We start from the raw sequence: 16636 nt of genomic DNA on the forward strand, positions 1-16636 counted from the left end.
CCGGCACGCAACAAATTAACCGCAGTAAAACTTATTTGTTCCGGACAAAATAAACTATTCACACAATGTTAACGAGAATAGCCCTGTTGAGTCATATTAAAAAGGGCAGCCGCGTGTAAGAATAATGGAAGCGAAAGGAAAGGAGGCCTTGCCTTGCTAAAACCGATCAGCCGATTTCTGCTGGCCGTTCTTCTGGTGTTTGCCGTCACGGCTTGCTCGTCCGAACTTAAGGGACAGGACCCGGCCAAAGTCAAAGTCGATCTCGTCACCGAGCCTACGCCGGTCAAACAAGGCGAGAAAGCGGTGGTCACGGCGCAGATTACCGGATTAACCACACAAGAGGGGGCGAGAGTCCAGCTCGACGTCCGCATGGCGGACAACAGCGGGCTTCCGGAACTGCTGGATGCGAAAACAAGCGGGGACGGAAATTACTCGATAGAGAAAACGTTCGATCAGCCCGGCAAATATGCCATTTACGTGCATCTCTACCAGGGAGTGCTGCACATCACCAAGAAAAAGATGCTTGACGTTTCATGAAGCTCCGTCTGATTCCCCTGTGGCTGTGCGTCTGTGCCGCGGCGACAGCCGGGGTATGGCTGCCTCACCAGCGGGCGGAAGCGGCTCCGCCGTCCGCGGGTGCGGCCCGGCCCGCCGCGCTGCAGGAGCTCATCGACCGTACGCCGTCCGGCGGTCTGCTTCGGCTCCCGGCAGGCTCCTACGAGGGCCCGGCCGATATTGCCCGCCCCATCGTGATCGAGGGGCAGAGCGGCGCCGTCGTCAGGAACAAGGACGGCAGCGGAAAGCCCGCTATCACCGTCCGGGCGGACGATGTTTCCCTGAAAGGCCTGCAGATCGAGCAGGACGGGGAGGGGGCGTCTTCCGACATACCCGCGGTGCTGGTCCAGGGAAGCGGAGCTTGGCTTCATTCGCTGGATATCCGCACGGATGCTTTCGGCATTCTGCTGCGGGATACGGGGCATAACCGGATCGAGAATAATTCCGTCGTCCGGACCGGAAGCGGAGCGGCCAAGCTGTCCGAAAGACGCAATGGCATCGATCTTTTCAACGCGCACGATAACGTGATCTCGGGCAACCAAGTAAGTTCCATGAACGACGGTATTTATCTGGAAAGCAGCCACCGGAACAAGGTGGAGGCCAACTCCGTCGAACATTCCCGGTACGGGATTCACTGCATGTACACGAAGGGGACGGTCGTGCGCAACAACATCGGCATGTACAACGTCACGGGCGCCATGATCATGGGCGTCAAGGAAGCCGAGGTATCCGGCAATTCTTTTACGAAACAAAGCGAGAGCGTGAACTCGCAGGGACTGCTGTTCTTCGACGTACATAATTCGAAGGTAACCGGCAACAAAGTGGAGGGCAACCGGGTCGGCCTATATGTCGAGCAATCGGGATCCAACGATTTCGTTAACAACGACGTGCTGCAAAATTTCGTGGGCGTCCAGTTTCTGGAATCGGAAAATAACCGTTTCACCGGAAACCGCTTTATCGGCAACGTAATCGAGGCGGAAGCGAATGAGAGCGAGAGCAACGCATTCAGCGGCAACTTCTGGGAAGCGTTCCGCGGTCTGGACAGCGACGGGGACGGGAGCAGCGATCTGTCGTATGCGCTGAATCCTTTTTTTCAAAGATTGACGGGGGAGGTTCCCGCTTACCAGCTGTTTTTTCAGTCGCCGGGGATGCAGTTTCTCGAAAGTATGTACACCTCGGACCGCGAAGGCTGGACCAAAGACGAAGCGCCTATGATGAAGCCCGGAACGGGGCCGGAACAAAAGCCGTCAAGCGGAGCGGCGGGGAATACGACTCTAGTGTTCGGGCTTCTGCTGCTGCTGGCGTCGATCAGTACAATTTATTATGTGGGGGTTAGACGGATATGAAAAGAAAAGGTTTGTTTTTGCTGAGTGTTCTGCTGATTTTGACGGTTTTGTCCGCATGCGGGAAAGCGAAGGATCAGGCGGAGCCCATCAACGAAGAAACGGATAAGTGCGCCATCTGCAACATGCAGATCAAAGACGACGCGTTTGCCGTCCAGCTCAAAACGAAAGACGGGAAAACCTACAAATTCGACGATCTCGGCTGTATGAACGAATGGAAAGGGAAAAATGCGGCGAACCCCATCCAAGTCCAGTTTGTCCGGGATTACAACAATAAAGAGTGGATCAAGTATGAGGATGCGACTTACGTGTACGATCCTTCCTTCAAATCCCCGATGGCTTACGGCATCTATTCGTTTAAGGACAAAGCGGAAGCCCAGAAGTTCGCGGACAGCCAGAAAAAAGGCAAAGTGATGACGGCTGCGGATCTCGGCAAGCACACGTGGGAACAGAATAAAAGCATGATGAACATGGGCGGAAGCCATGACCACAGCGTCACGCCGGAAGGCGGAGATAAGGACGCTCACGGCGGCAAAGCCGGCGACCATGGAACGCACGGCAAATGAACGTGCTGACGATTGCGCTGCGCGAAGTGAAAGTCGGGTTTAGAAACCCGTGGGCCTATTCGTTTATGGCCCTCTTTTCTTTATTCAGCCTGTCCTTGCTTCTTATTAACGCTCAAAGCTTCGTACAGGGCTATTCAAGCTCTACCTCTTCCATGCTCAATCTGATCTTATATTTACTTCCGCTTATGACGCTTCTGCTGGGCTCGTTTTCGTTAACGGCGGAGAAGGAGGAAGGAAGCTGGCAGCTTCTTTCCACGTATCCGCTCGCTACCTTTGCGTTTATTGCCGGGAAATATACGGGTTTGACCGTGGTCATGCTGACCATCGTCGCCTTCGGGTACGGCCTGACGGGCGTAGTCGGTGCGTTGACCGGAAGAGGGCTGCAGCCGGCTACGCTCGGGTTGTTTTTCGCCTTTTCCACGGGGCTCGTTCTGCTGTTTCTCGCGATTGCACTCGTGCTCGGCACGTTTGCCAAAAACCGCTGGCAGGCGCTGACCGCAGGTGTGGCGGTGTGGTTTTTCGCGGTGATCGGCTGGCCGACGCTGCTGATTGCCGTTCTCGGCCAGCTTCCTTACGTCTGGATCAAAAGCGCGCTTGTGGTGCTCACGTTCTTGAACCCGGCAGAGCTTGTCCGGTTGTTTGTCGTCGTGAAGCTCGGCGGAGGAGCGGCGCTGGGGCCCGAATATTACGAGTGGGTCCGCTGGATCGGCCGTCCGGAAGGAACCCTGATATTTATGGGCTTGTGCCTGGTCTGGATCGCCGTATGCGCAGGCTTGGCCAACTGGATCTGGGAAAGGGGGCGCTCCCGTGGCTGAGAATGTCCTGCAAGTGTCGGACTTGCATAAAAAAATCGGCAAGCAGCCGATTATCCACTCGGTCAACCTCCGGATAAGCAGGGGACAGGTGCTGACCCTCTGCGGCGGGAACGGAGCCGGGAAAAGTACCATTCTGCGCATGATCGCCGGTATTACGCAGCCCACTTCGGGGGTTATCGAGGTGAACGGCCGCAAGTGGAAAGAAAACCGCACGGCGTACGCGCAGCAGATCGGATACATGCCGGACGATTATTTGTTCGGCCAAGGGTTGTCGGCGGAGGAAACACTTCAATTCTGGGCTTCGCTGCGGAAGGTTTCCAAAGCGAGAGTGCTGGAAACCCTGGAGCTGGTCGGACTGGCCGATGTGAGGCGCAAGCCGGTCAGCTCCTTCTCCAAAGGCATGCGGCAGCGGCTGCTGTTCGCCCAGGCGCTGCTGGCCAAGCCGGCGCTGCTCATCATGGACGAACCGACCAACGGACTTGATCCTTACTGGATGGATTCGTTCGTTGAGCTTGTCCGCTACGCGAAGCGGGAAGGTCATGCCGTTCTGTTCTCCACGCACCAGCTTGGCGTGGCGGAGTCGGCCGCCGATCATGTCGTGTTCCTGAAAGAAGGGCGCATAGCCGAAGAGGGAACGGCCGAGTCTTTCCGGGAAGCATACGGTCCCGGGGGGCTGCAGGCGGCCTTCTCCAAGCTGTTCGGCTATCGTACCGGCGGGGACGGCGGGGTTTAGCGGGAGGTGGGAGATTTGACACATAAGCTGCGGCGAGGAGCCGTCCTGCTTATCGCAGGGCTGATCGCGGCCGCTCTGGCGTACACCCTGTACCATGCGGATTCAGAGGAGACTGCCGTTGCCGTCCGGGCCGGTGCGATGGCGCCGGATTTTACCGTTACCGGATTGGACGGCCGTTCCGTCGCGCTTTCCGACTACCGGGGCAAGGGCGTGCTGCTTAATTTCTGGGCCTCCTGGTGCGGCCCCTGTACGCATGAGATGCCCCGTATGAATGAAGCTTACCTGGAAGGAATTCCGGACGTGGAGATTGTTGCCGTCAACGTAGGCGAATCGAGAGGAACGGCGAACGAATTCGCCATGCAGGGAAACCTTGCATTTCCCGTCCTGCTCGATCCGAGCGGCGAGGCCGCCCGAAAATACCGGGTCGTCGGCCTTCCGGCCACCTTCCTGATTGATCCCGACGGCAAAATAGCGGCGGTTCGTCCGGGTGAGCTGACCAGCTCTTCGGAAGTAAAGAAGCTGCTGCAAAGTCTGAGCAGATGAATGAAGGTTGGCTTCGGGTTAAGCCGGAAGCCTGACAGTTCTTTTACGGCCCTTATTAAAAAACTCCGGACCGCCGAAGGTCCGGAGTTTTTCGTTCATTCGTTTTATATCGCCGCTGTATACCGTCCGGCGGAGATGACCGGGGGTGTTCGGCATCAGAATCAGCATCAGCATCCGCAGGCGGGATGCCTCCGCAGATTATCCAGCAGCTTCTCCGTCAGGGGAATACCGAGGCTCCGGTAACCCATCAGGACAGCACCGGCTGCGGGGGAGAAGGCGGGCGGCTGCCAGCGGTAGGTCTTGCGGTTGCCGACGCTTAATTTTTCCGCAAGTTTTTGCTTGAAAAAAGGGCTGTTCACGACGCTTCCGGCAGCCGCCACGGAAACCGTCTCTCCGTTAAAACGGGAACCCAGAAGCTCGATGCCGACCGAAATCTGGTGAACCGCGCGGTCGCAGACCGTCCGGGCCAGCCGGCTGCCCCTCACAGCCTCTCCGGTGATCAGGGGAGCCAGTTCACCGAACTTTTTATTGCGCGCCTTGGTGTCGGGAATGAAGCCGGCGCACGCGAGCTCGGAGTAACTTTCCAGCGTTTCGAGGCCCCAGTGATCCAGTATGCCGCCGATCAAATCCGCATCCGACTCGTCCCAATTGCCCGCAAGAGCCTCGTACGTGACGTCATAGCCGAGAAAACGCGCCGCGCTTGCCGCGTAATGATGCAAGTCGTAGTTGCGGATGTGCCTGTTGTCGTCCGTAACGGCCAGAATGATCGATCCGGTGCCGGCAATAACCATGATCCCCGGTTCGGACAACAAAGCGCCGCTGTGAGCGACAACAGCGTCATTCACAAGCTGCCGGGGGCAGCTTAACCCTTCCACGTCGGTTAGCCCGCGAACCCAGGGAAGATCGGATTCGGAGTGGCGTATCCGGCCATTCCTGCGGTCAACGAGGCCGCTTGATCCAATGTCCTGCCGGCCTGCGCAACCGCTTCCAGAATTGCGCCTTGGACATTTTCCCGTGCACGGTCGTCCTTGTGGATGGACGAGGCGCCTTTTTCCACGTAGGCCAGCACGTTACCGGCCAGATCCGTCGCAAGAACCCGGGTATGCGTGCCGCCGCCGTCCATTCCGAGAAGAAACGTTTTCGTCGTTAATCCGGTCATGTTAACCCCCTGCCGATAATAATCGTTCAGAAGGATCATAACCCAGATTCCAGACCTTGGTAATATGCGCCTTATAAAATTTTTTTCCAGGACGGACAAGACCTGCCGCACACCATGATTTCGGAGGAATTTTCTTGCCGAACATCCTTCTATCCCGTCTTCCATCCTTGCAGGGATACTCCCGGGCCGATATACTGAAGTGTACGAGAAACAAGAACCTGGCGCCGGAACGACAAAAAGATGGATGTCTTGCACTGCGGGAAACGCAGCGAGATACATAGATAGGAAGATAGCCTTTGAAAACACTTGTGATTGCCGAAAAACCGGATATGGGCCGGACGATTGCCGCTGTCATCGAACCGAAAGCGGCGAACAAACGCACGTATATCGAAGGATCGGATTATATCATTACCTGGGCCATTGGACACCTTATAGAGCTTGCAGAACCCGATAAATACGATGAAAAATACAAGAAATGGCGTTTCGAGCATCTGCCGATTATTCCCGACGAATTCAAGCTGCTGCCGAATCCACGGACGAAAGATCAGCTCAAAGTGATCAAGGAAGTCGCCAAACAGTGCGACAAAATCGTCAACGCATGCGACGCGGGGCGCGAGGGCCAGCATATTTTCTCGCTCATTCAGCGTCACTTGAAATTAAAGCAGCCCGTCAAGCGTCTGTGGATCTCCGACTTGACCGCGGAAACGATCCGGAGCGGCTTTCAGCAGTTGAAGGACGGCTCCGATTTCGAAAATCTGACCAGAGCCGCAAGGGCCCGGAGCGAAGCCGACTGGATCATCGGCATGAACGGTTCCCGGGCTTTTACGACCAAGCATAACGTGCTCTTATCCGTCGGTCGGGTTCAGACTCCCGTGCTGGCGCTCATTTACGACCGCCAAAAGTTGATCGAAGATTTCTCCTCCTTGAAGTTTTACGAGGTGGAGGCGTTTTTCGCCCAGGAGCAGACGGATTACCGCGGATTGTGGCAGGGAGAACGGATTACGGACCCGGCCAAGGCCGAGGGCATTGCGGCGAAAGTAAAAGGAAAACCGGCCCGCATCGCGTCTTACGAAGTCAAAGATACGAAGGAATATCCGTTCAAGCTGTATGATTTGACGCTCCTTCAGCGGGAATCCAATGCCAAGCTCGGGTTTTCGGCGAAAAAAACGCTGGACGTGGCCCAAGCGCTCTACGAGAAGCACAAAGTCATTTCGTATCCGAGAACGAACTCGAATTATGTGACGGAGCAGAACATCCCCGAAATGCACAAAACGCTTACGGCCCTCCAGGGAACGGCTTACGACGAGTGGGTCCGCCAGGCCAATCGGAATCTGGTCCACAAAAACAATAAAGCGATTTGCAACCCGGCCAAAGTGGAAGACCACCACGCGATTCTCCCGACCGGCAAACGGGCAAGCGGACTGTCGGCCGATGAGCAGAAGGTGTACGATCTGATCGTGCGCCGGTTTTTGTCGCAGTTTTATCCGGCCGCCGAGTATAAGGTGCACACCGTGCTGACGGAAGTGGAGAAAGAAACGTTCAAGACGACCGTCAAGGAGCTGCTGCAGCTCGGATGGAAAGTGCTGTACCCCGAATCCAAGAAAGACGGCAAACGCGCAAAAACGAAGGACGACAAGGGAAAAGAAGAGGAAGAGGCCGAGGAAGAAGAAACGTCCGAGCCGTTTTCTCTGAACGCTTCTCTCGGCGCTCACTGCAGGGATGCGGCGGCCAAAGAGAAGGAGACCCAGCCGCCGAAAGCTTTTACGGAAGGCACGCTCCTGAAGGCGATGGAAAGCGCCGGCAAGCAGATCGAGGATGAAGAGCTGCGCGACGCGATGAAAGACTCCGGTCTCGGAACTCCGGCTACCCGCGCGGCGACCATCGAGCGCCTGAAGCATGTCGGCTACGTCACGATGCAGGGCAAGCGTATCACGCTGACGCCCAAAGGCCGGACGGCCGTAGAGCTGATACGCGCGGCGGGCGTGGAACTGCTCACTTCGCCGGAGATGACGGGCCAGTGGGAGCGCCGGCTCAATGAAATTTCACGCGGACAAGCGTCCGATGAGACGTTTATGCGAAATGTCAAAAAATTCGCCACGCTCATCGTTGACAAAGTCCGCGTCCAGAACCGCGCGGCGAGAACCGCCTTCGAGGGCGACGAGCCCGCCGGGAAAGCGGGCGGACGGGCCGCGGCCGGCAAGACGCGAGCCTCCGGCACGGACGGCGCAGCCGCGGGAACGGCGCCCAAGGCGCGCGCAGTCGCAGGCAACGCGGCCCGCGGAAGCGGAGCGCCGGCAGGCCGGGCATCTTCGGCCCGAAGCGGAGCGGCCGGCGTCACAGCGGGACAGGCACCCGTGCGGGAGGCTGCGGGAGCGGAGGCAGCCGCGCAGAACTCCCAGGGCGCCAGGGGGCAGGCTTCCGGCCGGAGCTCCCGCGGGGCATCCGCCGGACAGGCGGCCGTCCAGGGAGCTCCGGCTGCGGCTAGACCGGCGGACGGCCCGCGCGTAGTCGGCGCTTGTCCTCGGCCGGGCTGCGGCGGAACCGTTTTTATGGGTAAGAAAGGATATGGCTGTTCGCATTACAAGACCGGCTGCACCTTCGTCATCTGGAAGGAAAGCTTCGGACGGAGCCTGACGGATGCCCAGGTGAAAGCGCTGCTGGAAAAAGGCAAAACCGCCAAACTCAAACTGGAACGGCAGGGCGGAGAGGAAGTTTCGGCCCGGCTGGTTCTTGCAGATCCGTCTACCGGAAGACTGGAAACGGAGGAATAGGAAGGGGATATAAGTGATGACGATCTTGAAGAACGACTGGGCAGAGTTACTGTTGGAGGAATTCGAGAAACCGTACTATCTGAAGCTGAGAGAGTTTTTGAAGCAGGAATATGCGGAGCGGACGATCTATCCGGAGATGCACGATATCTTTAACGCCCTGCACTATACGGCGTTCAAGGATGTGAAGGCGGTTATTTTGGGGCAGGACCCTTATCACGGCCCCGGTCAGGCGCATGGTCTGAGCTTTTCCGTCAAACCGGGCGTACCCGCCCCGCCTTCCCTTAAAAACATGTTCAAGGAAATGAAGGAAGACATCGGTTGTCCGATCCCGAAAACGGGGTATTTGAAGCACTGGGCCGACCAGGGCGTGCTCCTCTTGAACACCGTGCTGACCGTAAGGGCCGGTGAAGCGAATTCCCACAAGGGGAAAGGATGGGAGCTATTTACGGATAAAGTCATCGAGACGCTTAACCGCAAAGAAACACCCGTTCTTTTTATTTTGTGGGGCAGTCATGCGCAATCTAAAACGCAGCTGATCGACTTGAACCGGCATGGCGTCATCAAAGCTCCTCATCCGAGTCCGCTTTCCGCCCACCGGGGATTTTTCGGCAGCAAGCCTTATTCCAAAGCCAACGCATGGCTTCGGGAACAGGGAATCGAGCCGATTGACTGGTGTCTGCCGGAATAAACGGAAGCGGTTTGAAACGCGCATTTTTACATTTATTTGTAAATAGGGAAAATTATCCGACGAATCCGTCATTCGAAAGCCGCGCGCATGCGCGGTTTTTTGTTTGTTCCAAAGGGCTGCTGCATCTTTCGTGCCGTGTTACAAGCTTTCTTGAAAATACATACACAATTTTGCACCGTTTGTACGCTAACGTTTAGAAAGTCTGGTGACGCTCCAAGATTGTAGTGAAAAATACCGGAAGATTTACGGAAATTCTTAAGCCTTCGCATGAAGGCTTTTTTTGTTGCGGATTCATCAGCCATGATTTTTGATTGACAAAAAACGAAAGGGGGCTTATCTTTGGTTTAAAGGTTTAAATGTTTAAACATATGAACTTAATTAACGATCAGATGGAGGTTTCTTCTTATGACAACACAGGCACCATCACGCGTCTTAATCATTCAAGGACATCCCGACCGGGAGAGCTACTGCAGCGCTTTGGCGGAATCGTACCGCAAGGGGGCAATCGCAGCCGGAGCGGAAATCCGATTCGTTCAGATCAGCGATCTCGATTTCAATCCGAATCTGGCTTACGGATACAGGAAGCGGACGGAGCTGGAGCCCGACCTGCTTGGAATCCAGGAGTCGATCCGCTGGGCCGACCACGTCGTGTTCGTGTATCCGACCTGGTGGTGGACCATGCCCGCTCTTCTCAAAGGGATGATTGACCGGGTATTTCTATCGGGCTTCGCTTTTAAGTACAAGAGCAAGGACTCAATCACCTGGGAAAAACTGCTTAAGGGAAGGAGCGCCCGCCTCATTGTGACGATGGACACACCGGTATGGTATTATCAGACTATAAGCGGAAGTCCCGGCCACAAGGCGATGAAGAAGGGGACCCTCGAATTCAGCGGATTTAAGCCGGTACGCGTGACAACGCTCGGATCGCTTAAACTATCTACGGCGGACAAGCGGAAATCCTGGCTGAACAAAGCCGAGAACCTCGGCCGCAAGCTGATCTAGGCGTCCTCCTCCGACATCCACTTGGGCCGCATCGATGAAGAAAGATGTGATCGTATGAGCGGAACAACTGAACGGACCACTATGGAATACTTCGAGCAGTGCACGAATCTGTTCCGGATATTGGGAGACCCGGCCAGACAGCAGATTATTCTGCTGCTCGGCAAGCACGGGCCCATGAACGTCAAAAGCATCACGGAGCATTCGCACCTGTCGAGACCGGCCATTTCCCATCATCTGAAACTGCTCAAGCAGGCGGAGATCGTAACGATTCGTCAGCAGGGCACGGAAAAATATTATGCGCTGGATGCGGGATCGGCCATGAGGCTCATGAAAGATCTTATCGCGGCATTCGAAAAAGAATGCCCGCCGGAAGCGGCGGGCGGGGAAGAAGGCGAAGGGCGGCCTTGCGAAGGCGGCGCCGCTGCCGAACGTTAGATGCCCTAAATGCTGCCGAAGGATGCAGGAGCATCCTGGAGCATGGCAAGCAGGAGGAAAAGTCAACAAGGCAGCAAATGCCAAGTAAGAACCAAGTAAGAACCAAGTAAGAACCAAGTAAGACCCTAGTAAGAACGACGCTGGAAAGAGTTTGTAAAGAACATAGCCCCGGCTGACGCGCACGCTGAGCATGGTATGATCTCCGCCGGATCAGATCAGAAACATCGCGACGACGGTCGTGACGGCCAGGCCAATCATCACCGGCTTCAGGTTCCGCCGGGCGAGCTCGAAAGGATCGACCCCGCAGATGGCGGCGGCGGGAATAAGCGCCCACGGGATGAGCGTGCCGCCTCCGACCCAGATGGCGGCCACCTGGCCGAGAGCCGTCAAGGTGGCCGCTCCCGCGCCGAGGGCGGAGGAGAACAGGCGGGCGACCGAGCCGGCCAGCGAGATGCCGGAGAAGCCCGACCCGTCCAGCCCGGTGATGGCACCCACGGCTGTCAGCGTGACGGCGCTTGCGGCCGGATGGACGGGCACGGTCTGGGCCAGCGCCAATCCGAGATCGTTCACGATCCCGTGTGAAGCAGCCGGGAGGACATGCCCGTACAGCTCGGTAAGAGCCGCGTCGCCGAGGTAGAAGAAGGCCGCGATCGGAATGACGGGGCCGAATACCTTAAAGCCGAAATGAAACCCGTCCACCAGGTAAGCGGTCGTTTTACCGAACCCGCCCCGGCGGTGGGCCATGAGCGAGACGAGCAGCAGGATCAGGGCGGCCGTCCCGCCGATCAGAGCGGTCGCTTCCCCTCCTTGCAGGTTCAGCCGGAACATGGCCGCTATGTCGGCCGCGAACAGCAGGGGAATCGCGATCGCGAGAACCAGGCGCTTCCTGCCGGTCAGCAGCTTCCCGCCGGAAGAAGCGCCGCCGATGACGGGCGCCGGCGGCTTGATGGCGCTTTCCGGCTTCAATGCGCCGCTTCTCAAATCTCGCCGCAGGAACCAGAAAGCGGCCGCGGTCGTGACCGCTCCCATCACGGCGACGAGCGGGATGGAAGCTTCCATGACGCTGCCGACGGGAAGTCCGGCGGCGTCGGCGGTCAGCTTCGGGGCGGCCTGGATGACGTAGTCGCCGGAAAGCGCGATGCCGTGGCCGAACAAGTTCATGGCCACGGCGGCCCCGATGGCCGGCAGACCGGCACGGACCGCCGCCGGGAGCAGCACGGCCCCGATCAGCGCAACGGCCGGCGACGGCCAGAAAAACCAGGAAACGGTCATCATGACGATGCCGATGATCCAGAAGGCCGCTCCGGGGCTGCGGATGAGCTTCGCCGCGGGTGAAATCATCGTGTCGCTGATGCCGGACAACGAGAGAACTTGGCTCATGCCGACGATGACCGAGATGACGAGGATGGTCGGCAGAAGCTCTTTCATGGCATAGATGAGGCTCGTGAAAATGCCTCCGACCGATTGGGGAAGAGAACCGGTAGCGGCGAGGCCAAGCAAGAAAATGCCGATCAGGCAAACCGGCGTCGTATCTTTACGAAACAGCATAAACCCGATAATTAGGGCAATAAAACATACATAAACGCCATGCAGTCCCACCAGTTCCACACTCACGGGAATCCCTCCGTCTTGGGCTTACATCCTGTACTGCTACAGCTTATGCAGGTCCCGTACGAAGGTTCCGGGCCGATTCGGGCCCGTCCGTGCAGCAAAAAGAAACCCCCTCGGGCGAGGGGGTTTTTAGCAGTTAATAAGAATAGTTATTTATCATCTAAAGGTTGTTCCTGCTATTTAAAAAGGGGCAAATTTGTAAGGTATGTAGGGTCGGCTTCATTTCATCTCTATTTAGACGGGTTTGCTGGCTTGCTTACTTAGGCTGCTCCTCCGCGCTTTCAGTTTTGGCGCTGAATTCGCATTTTTCTCTGGAGTAAATCATGGTACAGCTATTGAGGCTCGAACGGATTTTCACTTGGTCCTGGTTGTATTTCTCGATAAAACCTCGTCCGATTTGGACATACACATCGTTGTGATCCATTCCCCAGATGTAGACTTCGGTCTGCGAAAGTGCTGCGGCGAACAATTCGATATCCGTTTCCAACAACATCGTTCCATAAATCATCTCATCGTACACCCCAACTCCATAGTAAATCGTTTTTCTATCGTTCCTATCAATATAGACAGGTCGAGGCTTCCAATAATCACACGGCTTGGCAGTTTTTTTTGTCCGGAGTCAGTTTCTTTTGTCAAAAATCGCGGGATTCGCTACAATCATAGAAGGTTAGACAGCAGGTTAACGGATAAAGGGGAAAAAAGCATGAAATTCGAAGTGAAATTTATCTCATTTTTTGTCATACGCGAAGAAGGGACGGGCAAGGCTTACCGTCATTTTCAGACTCTGGACGGGGATGCCTACGAAGGCAGTGCGCTCGAACAGTTTCTGGGCGGCGAGTTTGCCCGGCTGGCCAAACGCAAAGTGGAGCGTAATCCGCAGTCGGAACAGGTTCCGACCAAAATCGGACGGTTTATAACGGAACCGGGGTGCGGCCTCGAAACGAATCCGAACTACAATATGTTCGCGAGACTTCGCAGCGCCTCGTCACGAGACGATTTTCTGAAAGAAAGCGACGAGCTGGCAAGAGCTTACATCCAGACGAGTTCGGTGCGCAGCGGAGCGCTCATTACGGCCTGCGCCAAGCTGCCGCAGTATTTCGACGAGCCGTTCGTATTCGTAATGAAATGCGATTTCGAGCCCAAAATAGCCCGCATTACGGATGAATCCAGTCTGCTGCATGAAGTGGAAATGGCCATCAACGCGAAAAATATGAAAGCGATCCAGTATCCGTATATGCCGGAGGTCGGCATGCTTGAGGACTGGGAGCTGAAAATCCATCAGCCGTCGCACGCCAAATATTTCGAGGATCTGCTTAAATTCGTGGAGTATGAAAAATCGATGCCGGAGCTGCTTAATCATCAGGTTGTCAATCTGGTTCAGCAGCATATCGAGCAGACGCTGGAAGCACATCCCGAGCAGAAAGAAGCGGAGGAGAGGGACCTAGAACTCTGGGCGGCAAGCGAGAAGCGCGAGCTGCAGGAGAAATGGACGCCGGAGCTTGTCATGGAGGCGGCCAACTTTCTGGTGGAGCAGCAGCCGGATCTGGGCATGACGTTTAAGCTCGATCATTTGACCGTAAAAGGGAAGCTCGCGGATTACGGGAGAAAAGTACATTTTGCCAAGTTCGGCGATCAGTATGTCGTCCTGCTGAGCGGCAGCTCCCTCCATTTCGAGAAGGGAGTTTCACCCGTGGAGCTGCTTCAGCCCGAAGATATCCAGTCCGTTCTGGCACGGCTGGAACGCGAAGCCGCGCAGGACGCCGGCGACGGAGATTTTTAAAAGGCGGCTCCGCCCGGTTCGGGGTGTGCTAAAATAAGGATTATGGGCAAGGGAGCTGATGAGCTGTGGGGATCTTGGACGGTTTATTGGGAAATGCTTCGGAAATGTCTCCGGAGAAGCTTCAGAAGGAACTGGAGCCTTTTCTTATTCCGGGCGAGCAGGTGCAGATCGCATACAAAGTCATCCGGGACGGGTTCGTTTTTACGAACAAGCGCCTCATTCTGATCGACAAGCAAGGGGTAACGGGCTCCAAGGTCGAATACATGTCCGTGCCTTACAAAAGTATTATCCGGTTCGCGAAAGAGAGTGCGGGGACGTTCGATCTGGATGCCGAGCTGAAAATCTGGCTGTCGAGCACCCACGAGCCTATCGTCAAGAAATTTAACAAAAGCGCCAACATTAACGACGTGTACGCGATGCTCAGCCGGTATGTATTGGGATAAAACGCATAAACAAAGAAAGCCTCCGGACCGAAAGGACCGGAAGGCTTTTTTCGTGTGAAGACGGAATCCTGCGGAGAAAAGAAGTTACTCCCCTAAAACGTTTTCGGGCTTCGGTTCTGGACCTTTGCCGTCGGCCAGCTTGTCGCCGAACTGGTCGAGTCTGCCCGGATGACTGGCCGGACCGCGATTTTTGGGCTTGCTGTTTCTTCCTGCCATGGAATCCACCTCCGTTTGTTAGTTTGCTTGCAAGGTGAACAATTCATGCACCGAACGAAGGCGGAATAGTGAGAAAAATAGCGAAGAGGCGCGCGCAAAAATTGGCGTACGATTCTAACTATACAAAATGTATTTATGTTGATACAATATGTATCGAACAACCTATTAATCTCTCATCACAGCAAACAGGAGGTAGGGAATGGGAGGAGCGACGAACCGGTTTTCGCATCCTTTGGAACCGCAGCTGGTGCGGGTCAACAAAAATTTGTACATCAGCCGGGGAGACCCGCAGTATTTCGATAAAGTCATCCGCTATGCCGATAAAACGTCTCCCGAAGCACATTTTCGCATGGGAGAGCGGGCAAGGGAGCAGGGGAACCTGCCCCGGGCGCTTTTTCACTATCAAGAGGTGATGAAAACGTACCCCTCCCCGTTTTACTCCGACGCCAACCGGGCCGTACACGAGCTGGCGAAGCGGGAGGAAAACGATCTGGCGGGAGTCCGCCAAGAGCTGGAGGCGGCGACGGGAAGCAAATTCAACAAATTTTTGCGGACTTTCCTCTATGCGCTCATCGTCATCAATTTGGTCCTGCTGGTCGTTCTCCTCTCGGGAGCAGGAAACAAACAGACCGCTTCCGCCGCGGAAAACGGAAAGCCCTCAAGCTACGAATCGCATGCATCTCAGCCTCAAGAAAGAAGCAGCTTCTCGCCGGAAGCTGCTTCTTTACGCCCGGAGGAATTTTCCGGCGTGAAACCGGACGAACGGCCTTATCTGCTGCGGCTGTCCCCAGGTACGGGCAGCGCCCGGGCGGAGGCGATCCTCCGGGAGGAGATGGAGCTTCTTATCGGGCGGGATCCGCAAAAAAGCCGGGTTATTTACGTCATCCGGCTGACCGGACAAGACGCGCTCCCGGGTATGGACGGGCAAGCGGTCCCGGTCAAGGACCCCGCCGAAGTGAAGGGTGCTTTCGCGGCGGCGGAATATGCGCCGACGCTCCGCAAAACCGCGGAGATCACCTATCTGGATGAAGGCGCGCCGCGCAATCAGGTGCTGACGCGGATAGGCACCCAGCTCATCCGCACGGCGCTCGGGGCCTACGCGGCGGACCACGGAGGGAAATTTCCGGCAAGCCTGGACGAACTGGTCCGCGATTATCCCGGAAATTACCTCAGCTTCGTGCCGCGGGAAACCGTGACGGACTCCACCCGGGTGAGCCCGTCTTACGACGGCGGGGGTGGGTGGGTCTACCGGCCCGCCGCCGGAGATGCCGGTTCGGCCCTGACGCCGAACCTGCCGGGGGCTTCGCTTGCGGGTATCCTCCTTCCCGCAAGCGCTGCCGCACAGGCGAACGTCCCGTTCGAGCCTGTGCAGGTGACCGTGAGCAAGCGGGAGCACCGCTTGCTCTTAACTGCCGGAGGCGCGGTGCTGGAGGCCCGCGCCGGAATCGGCCGTCCGGAGTCGCCGACGCCGGACGGCACGTTCGCCGTGCAGGAGCGGGTCATCGCTCCTGCGGGCAGGACGCCGGGCGTGTACGGCGCCGCGGCGCTGGGTCTGGGCGCCATCGCGGTGCACGGCACGGCGGATGCCGCTTCTGTCGGCGCCGGGCGCTCGCTCGGCTGCATCCGGGTCGGCGATGCCGACATGCAGGCGCTGTTCGCGCTCGTGCCGAAGGGCAGCGCGGTCCGCATCGCCGATGCTGCGCCTGCCGCCGGCGGGCTATCCGCATCCGAGGCCGGGCCTGCGTCAGGAGCCGGATTCGCGGCGGATGCCGCGCCTGCCTCGGGTGGGGCGGGCGTGCCGGCCGTCTCCGGCGGGCTGGACCTCGCGGGGGCAGCCGAAGCGCTGCGCCCTCCGGGAGCGCCTGCCGTGCGGGAGCGAGCCCCGGCGGGGACCGTGTTCCACTGGCTGGGCTGACTGCACCCGTTATGCGATTACAAGCGTCCGGAGAGGGGAGTTTCCCTGCCGGGCGCTTTGT

18 protein-coding genes are annotated in these 16636 nt (G+C 57.0%); 13 read left to right on the top strand and 5 right to left on the bottom strand.

The features are described 5' to 3' along the window. Window positions 1–153: 153 nt before the first annotated feature. From AC2TF6_RS10870 to AC2TF6_RS10895, 6 genes are read left to right on the top strand one after another with little or no spacing between them, the layout of a single operon-like run. Window positions 154–537, top strand: a complete 384-nt coding sequence (locus AC2TF6_RS10870; protein WP_491310992.1) for a FixH family protein — start codon at window positions 154–156, stop codon at window positions 535–537. Continuing rightward, on the top strand, window positions 534–1901 hold the full coding sequence (locus AC2TF6_RS10875; protein ID WP_491310993.1) for a right-handed parallel beta-helix repeat-containing protein: 1368 nt from the start codon (window positions 534–536) through the stop codon (window positions 1899–1901). Before AC2TF6_RS10870 ends, AC2TF6_RS10875 begins: the two co-directional genes overlap by 4 nt. Further along, window positions 1898–2464 (top strand): nitrous oxide reductase accessory protein NosL, encoded by a 567-nt coding sequence (locus tag AC2TF6_RS10880; protein WP_491310994.1) that lies wholly within the window; start codon window positions 1898–1900, stop codon window positions 2462–2464. The genes AC2TF6_RS10875 and AC2TF6_RS10880 overlap by 4 nt, the downstream gene beginning before the upstream one ends. Next, on the top strand, window positions 2461–3279 hold the full coding sequence (locus AC2TF6_RS10885) for an ABC transporter permease (RefSeq protein ID WP_491310995.1): 819 nt from the start codon (window positions 2461–2463) through the stop codon (window positions 3277–3279). Before AC2TF6_RS10880 ends, AC2TF6_RS10885 begins: the two co-directional genes overlap by 4 nt. Beyond that, entirely contained in the window at window positions 3272–4012 is a 741-nt protein-coding gene (locus AC2TF6_RS10890; protein WP_491310996.1) for an ABC transporter ATP-binding protein, read from the top strand. Before AC2TF6_RS10885 ends, AC2TF6_RS10890 begins: the two co-directional genes overlap by 8 nt. 6 nt (window positions 4013–4018) lie before the next feature. Then, window positions 4019–4555, top strand: a complete 537-nt coding sequence (locus AC2TF6_RS10895) for a redoxin domain-containing protein (RefSeq protein ID WP_491310997.1) — start codon at window positions 4019–4021, stop codon at window positions 4553–4555. A 167-nt stretch (window positions 4556–4722) separates the two neighbouring features. Here the strand turns inward: AC2TF6_RS10895 and AC2TF6_RS10900 are convergent, their stop codons facing one another. Both AC2TF6_RS10900 and AC2TF6_RS10905 read right to left on the bottom strand, forming a co-directional pair. After that, entirely contained in the window at window positions 4723–5430 is a 708-nt protein-coding gene (locus AC2TF6_RS10900) for an ATPase (RefSeq protein ID WP_491310998.1), read from the bottom strand. A gap of 5 nt (window positions 5431–5435) precedes the next feature. Further along, window positions 5436–5714 (bottom strand): BadF/BadG/BcrA/BcrD ATPase family protein, encoded by a 279-nt coding sequence (locus AC2TF6_RS10905; protein WP_491310999.1) that lies wholly within the window; start codon window positions 5712–5714, stop codon window positions 5436–5438. 296 nt (window positions 5715–6010) lie between these two features. On the opposite strand from AC2TF6_RS10905, the gene AC2TF6_RS10910 reads away from it, so the two are divergent. From AC2TF6_RS10910 to AC2TF6_RS10925, 4 genes are all read left to right on the top strand, one after another. Then, window positions 6011–8485, top strand: a complete 2475-nt coding sequence (locus tag AC2TF6_RS10910) for a type IA DNA topoisomerase (protein ID WP_491311000.1) — start codon at window positions 6011–6013, stop codon at window positions 8483–8485. A gap of 16 nt (window positions 8486–8501) precedes the next feature. After that, window positions 8502–9173 (top strand): uracil-DNA glycosylase, encoded by a 672-nt coding sequence (locus tag AC2TF6_RS10915; protein ID WP_491311001.1) that lies wholly within the window; start codon window positions 8502–8504, stop codon window positions 9171–9173. A gap of 405 nt (window positions 9174–9578) precedes the next feature. Continuing rightward, window positions 9579–10175 carry an NAD(P)H-dependent oxidoreductase gene (locus AC2TF6_RS10920; RefSeq protein ID WP_491311002.1) on the top strand — a complete coding sequence of 199 codons (597 nt, stop codon included), beginning with the start codon at window positions 9579–9581 and terminating at the stop codon, window positions 10173–10175. 54 nt (window positions 10176–10229) lie between these two features. After that, window positions 10230–10610 carry an ArsR/SmtB family transcription factor gene (locus AC2TF6_RS10925; RefSeq protein ID WP_491311003.1) on the top strand — a complete coding sequence of 127 codons (381 nt, stop codon included), beginning with the start codon at window positions 10230–10232 and terminating at the stop codon, window positions 10608–10610. Between the two features lie 210 nt (window positions 10611–10820). Here AC2TF6_RS10925 and AC2TF6_RS10930 read toward each other — a convergent pair whose 3' ends face one another. Then, window positions 10821–12224, bottom strand: coding sequence for a hypothetical protein (locus AC2TF6_RS10930; RefSeq protein ID WP_491311004.1), 1404 nt, complete (start codon window positions 12222–12224; stop codon window positions 10821–10823). A gap of 253 nt (window positions 12225–12477) precedes the next feature. Next, entirely contained in the window at window positions 12478–12729 is a 252-nt protein-coding gene (locus AC2TF6_RS10935; protein ID WP_241688710.1) for a hypothetical protein, read from the bottom strand. 195 nt (window positions 12730–12924) lie between these two features. Between AC2TF6_RS10935 and AC2TF6_RS10940 the strand changes: the two genes are divergently transcribed. Continuing rightward, complete coding sequence (locus tag AC2TF6_RS10940; protein ID WP_491311005.1) at window positions 12925–14001, top strand: DUF3900 domain-containing protein; 1077 nt, start codon at window positions 12925–12927, stop codon at window positions 13999–14001. Window positions 14002–14066: 65 nt separating this feature from the next. Further along, entirely contained in the window at window positions 14067–14444 is a 378-nt protein-coding gene (locus tag AC2TF6_RS10945) for a PH domain-containing protein (RefSeq protein ID WP_491311006.1), read from the top strand. A gap of 84 nt (window positions 14445–14528) precedes the next feature. Here AC2TF6_RS10945 and AC2TF6_RS10950 read toward each other — a convergent pair whose 3' ends face one another. Further along, window positions 14529–14660, bottom strand: a complete 132-nt coding sequence (locus tag AC2TF6_RS10950) for a hypothetical protein (protein ID WP_009672691.1) — start codon at window positions 14658–14660, stop codon at window positions 14529–14531. A gap of 199 nt (window positions 14661–14859) precedes the next feature. Between AC2TF6_RS10950 and AC2TF6_RS10955 the strand changes: the two genes are divergently transcribed. Beyond that, a complete protein-coding gene (locus AC2TF6_RS10955) occupies window positions 14860–16575 on the top strand; it encodes a L,D-transpeptidase family protein (protein ID WP_491311007.1) in 1716 nt (571 codons plus the stop codon). Window positions 16576–16636 lie beyond the last annotated feature (61 nt).

The sequence above is a fragment of the Paenibacillus sp. JNUCC 35 genome, assembly GCF_058269095.1.

Bases quoted from the DNA above. Each gene is read 5' to 3' on its own strand.
- AC2TF6_RS10920 (WP_491311002.1), top strand. From the start codon at position 9,579: ATGACAACACAGGCACCATCACGCGTCTTAATCATTCAAGGACATCCC.
- AC2TF6_RS10925 (WP_491311003.1), top strand. From the start codon at position 10,230: ATGAGCGGAACAACTGAACGGACCACTATGGAATACTTCGAGCAGTGC.
- AC2TF6_RS10905 (WP_491310999.1), bottom strand. From the start codon at position 5,714: ATGACCGGATTAACGACGAAAACGTTTCTTCTCGGAATGGACGGCGGC.
- AC2TF6_RS10950 (WP_009672691.1), bottom strand. From the start codon at position 14,660: ATGGCAGGAAGAAACAGCAAGCCCAAAAATCGCGGTCCGGCCAGTCAT.
- AC2TF6_RS10880 (WP_491310994.1), top strand. From the start codon at position 1,898: ATGAAAAGAAAAGGTTTGTTTTTGCTGAGTGTTCTGCTGATTTTGACG.
- AC2TF6_RS10915 (WP_491311001.1), top strand. From the start codon at position 8,502: ATGACGATCTTGAAGAACGACTGGGCAGAGTTACTGTTGGAGGAATTC.
- AC2TF6_RS10955 (WP_491311007.1), top strand. From the start codon at position 14,860: ATGGGAGGAGCGACGAACCGGTTTTCGCATCCTTTGGAACCGCAGCTG.
- AC2TF6_RS10885 (WP_491310995.1), top strand. From the start codon at position 2,461: ATGAACGTGCTGACGATTGCGCTGCGCGAAGTGAAAGTCGGGTTTAGA.
- AC2TF6_RS10940 (WP_491311005.1), top strand. From the start codon at position 12,925: ATGAAATTCGAAGTGAAATTTATCTCATTTTTTGTCATACGCGAAGAA.
- AC2TF6_RS10875 (WP_491310993.1), top strand. From the start codon at position 534: ATGAAGCTCCGTCTGATTCCCCTGTGGCTGTGCGTCTGTGCCGCGGCG.
- AC2TF6_RS10935 (WP_241688710.1), bottom strand. From the start codon at position 12,729: ATGATTTATGGAACGATGTTGTTGGAAACGGATATCGAATTGTTCGCC.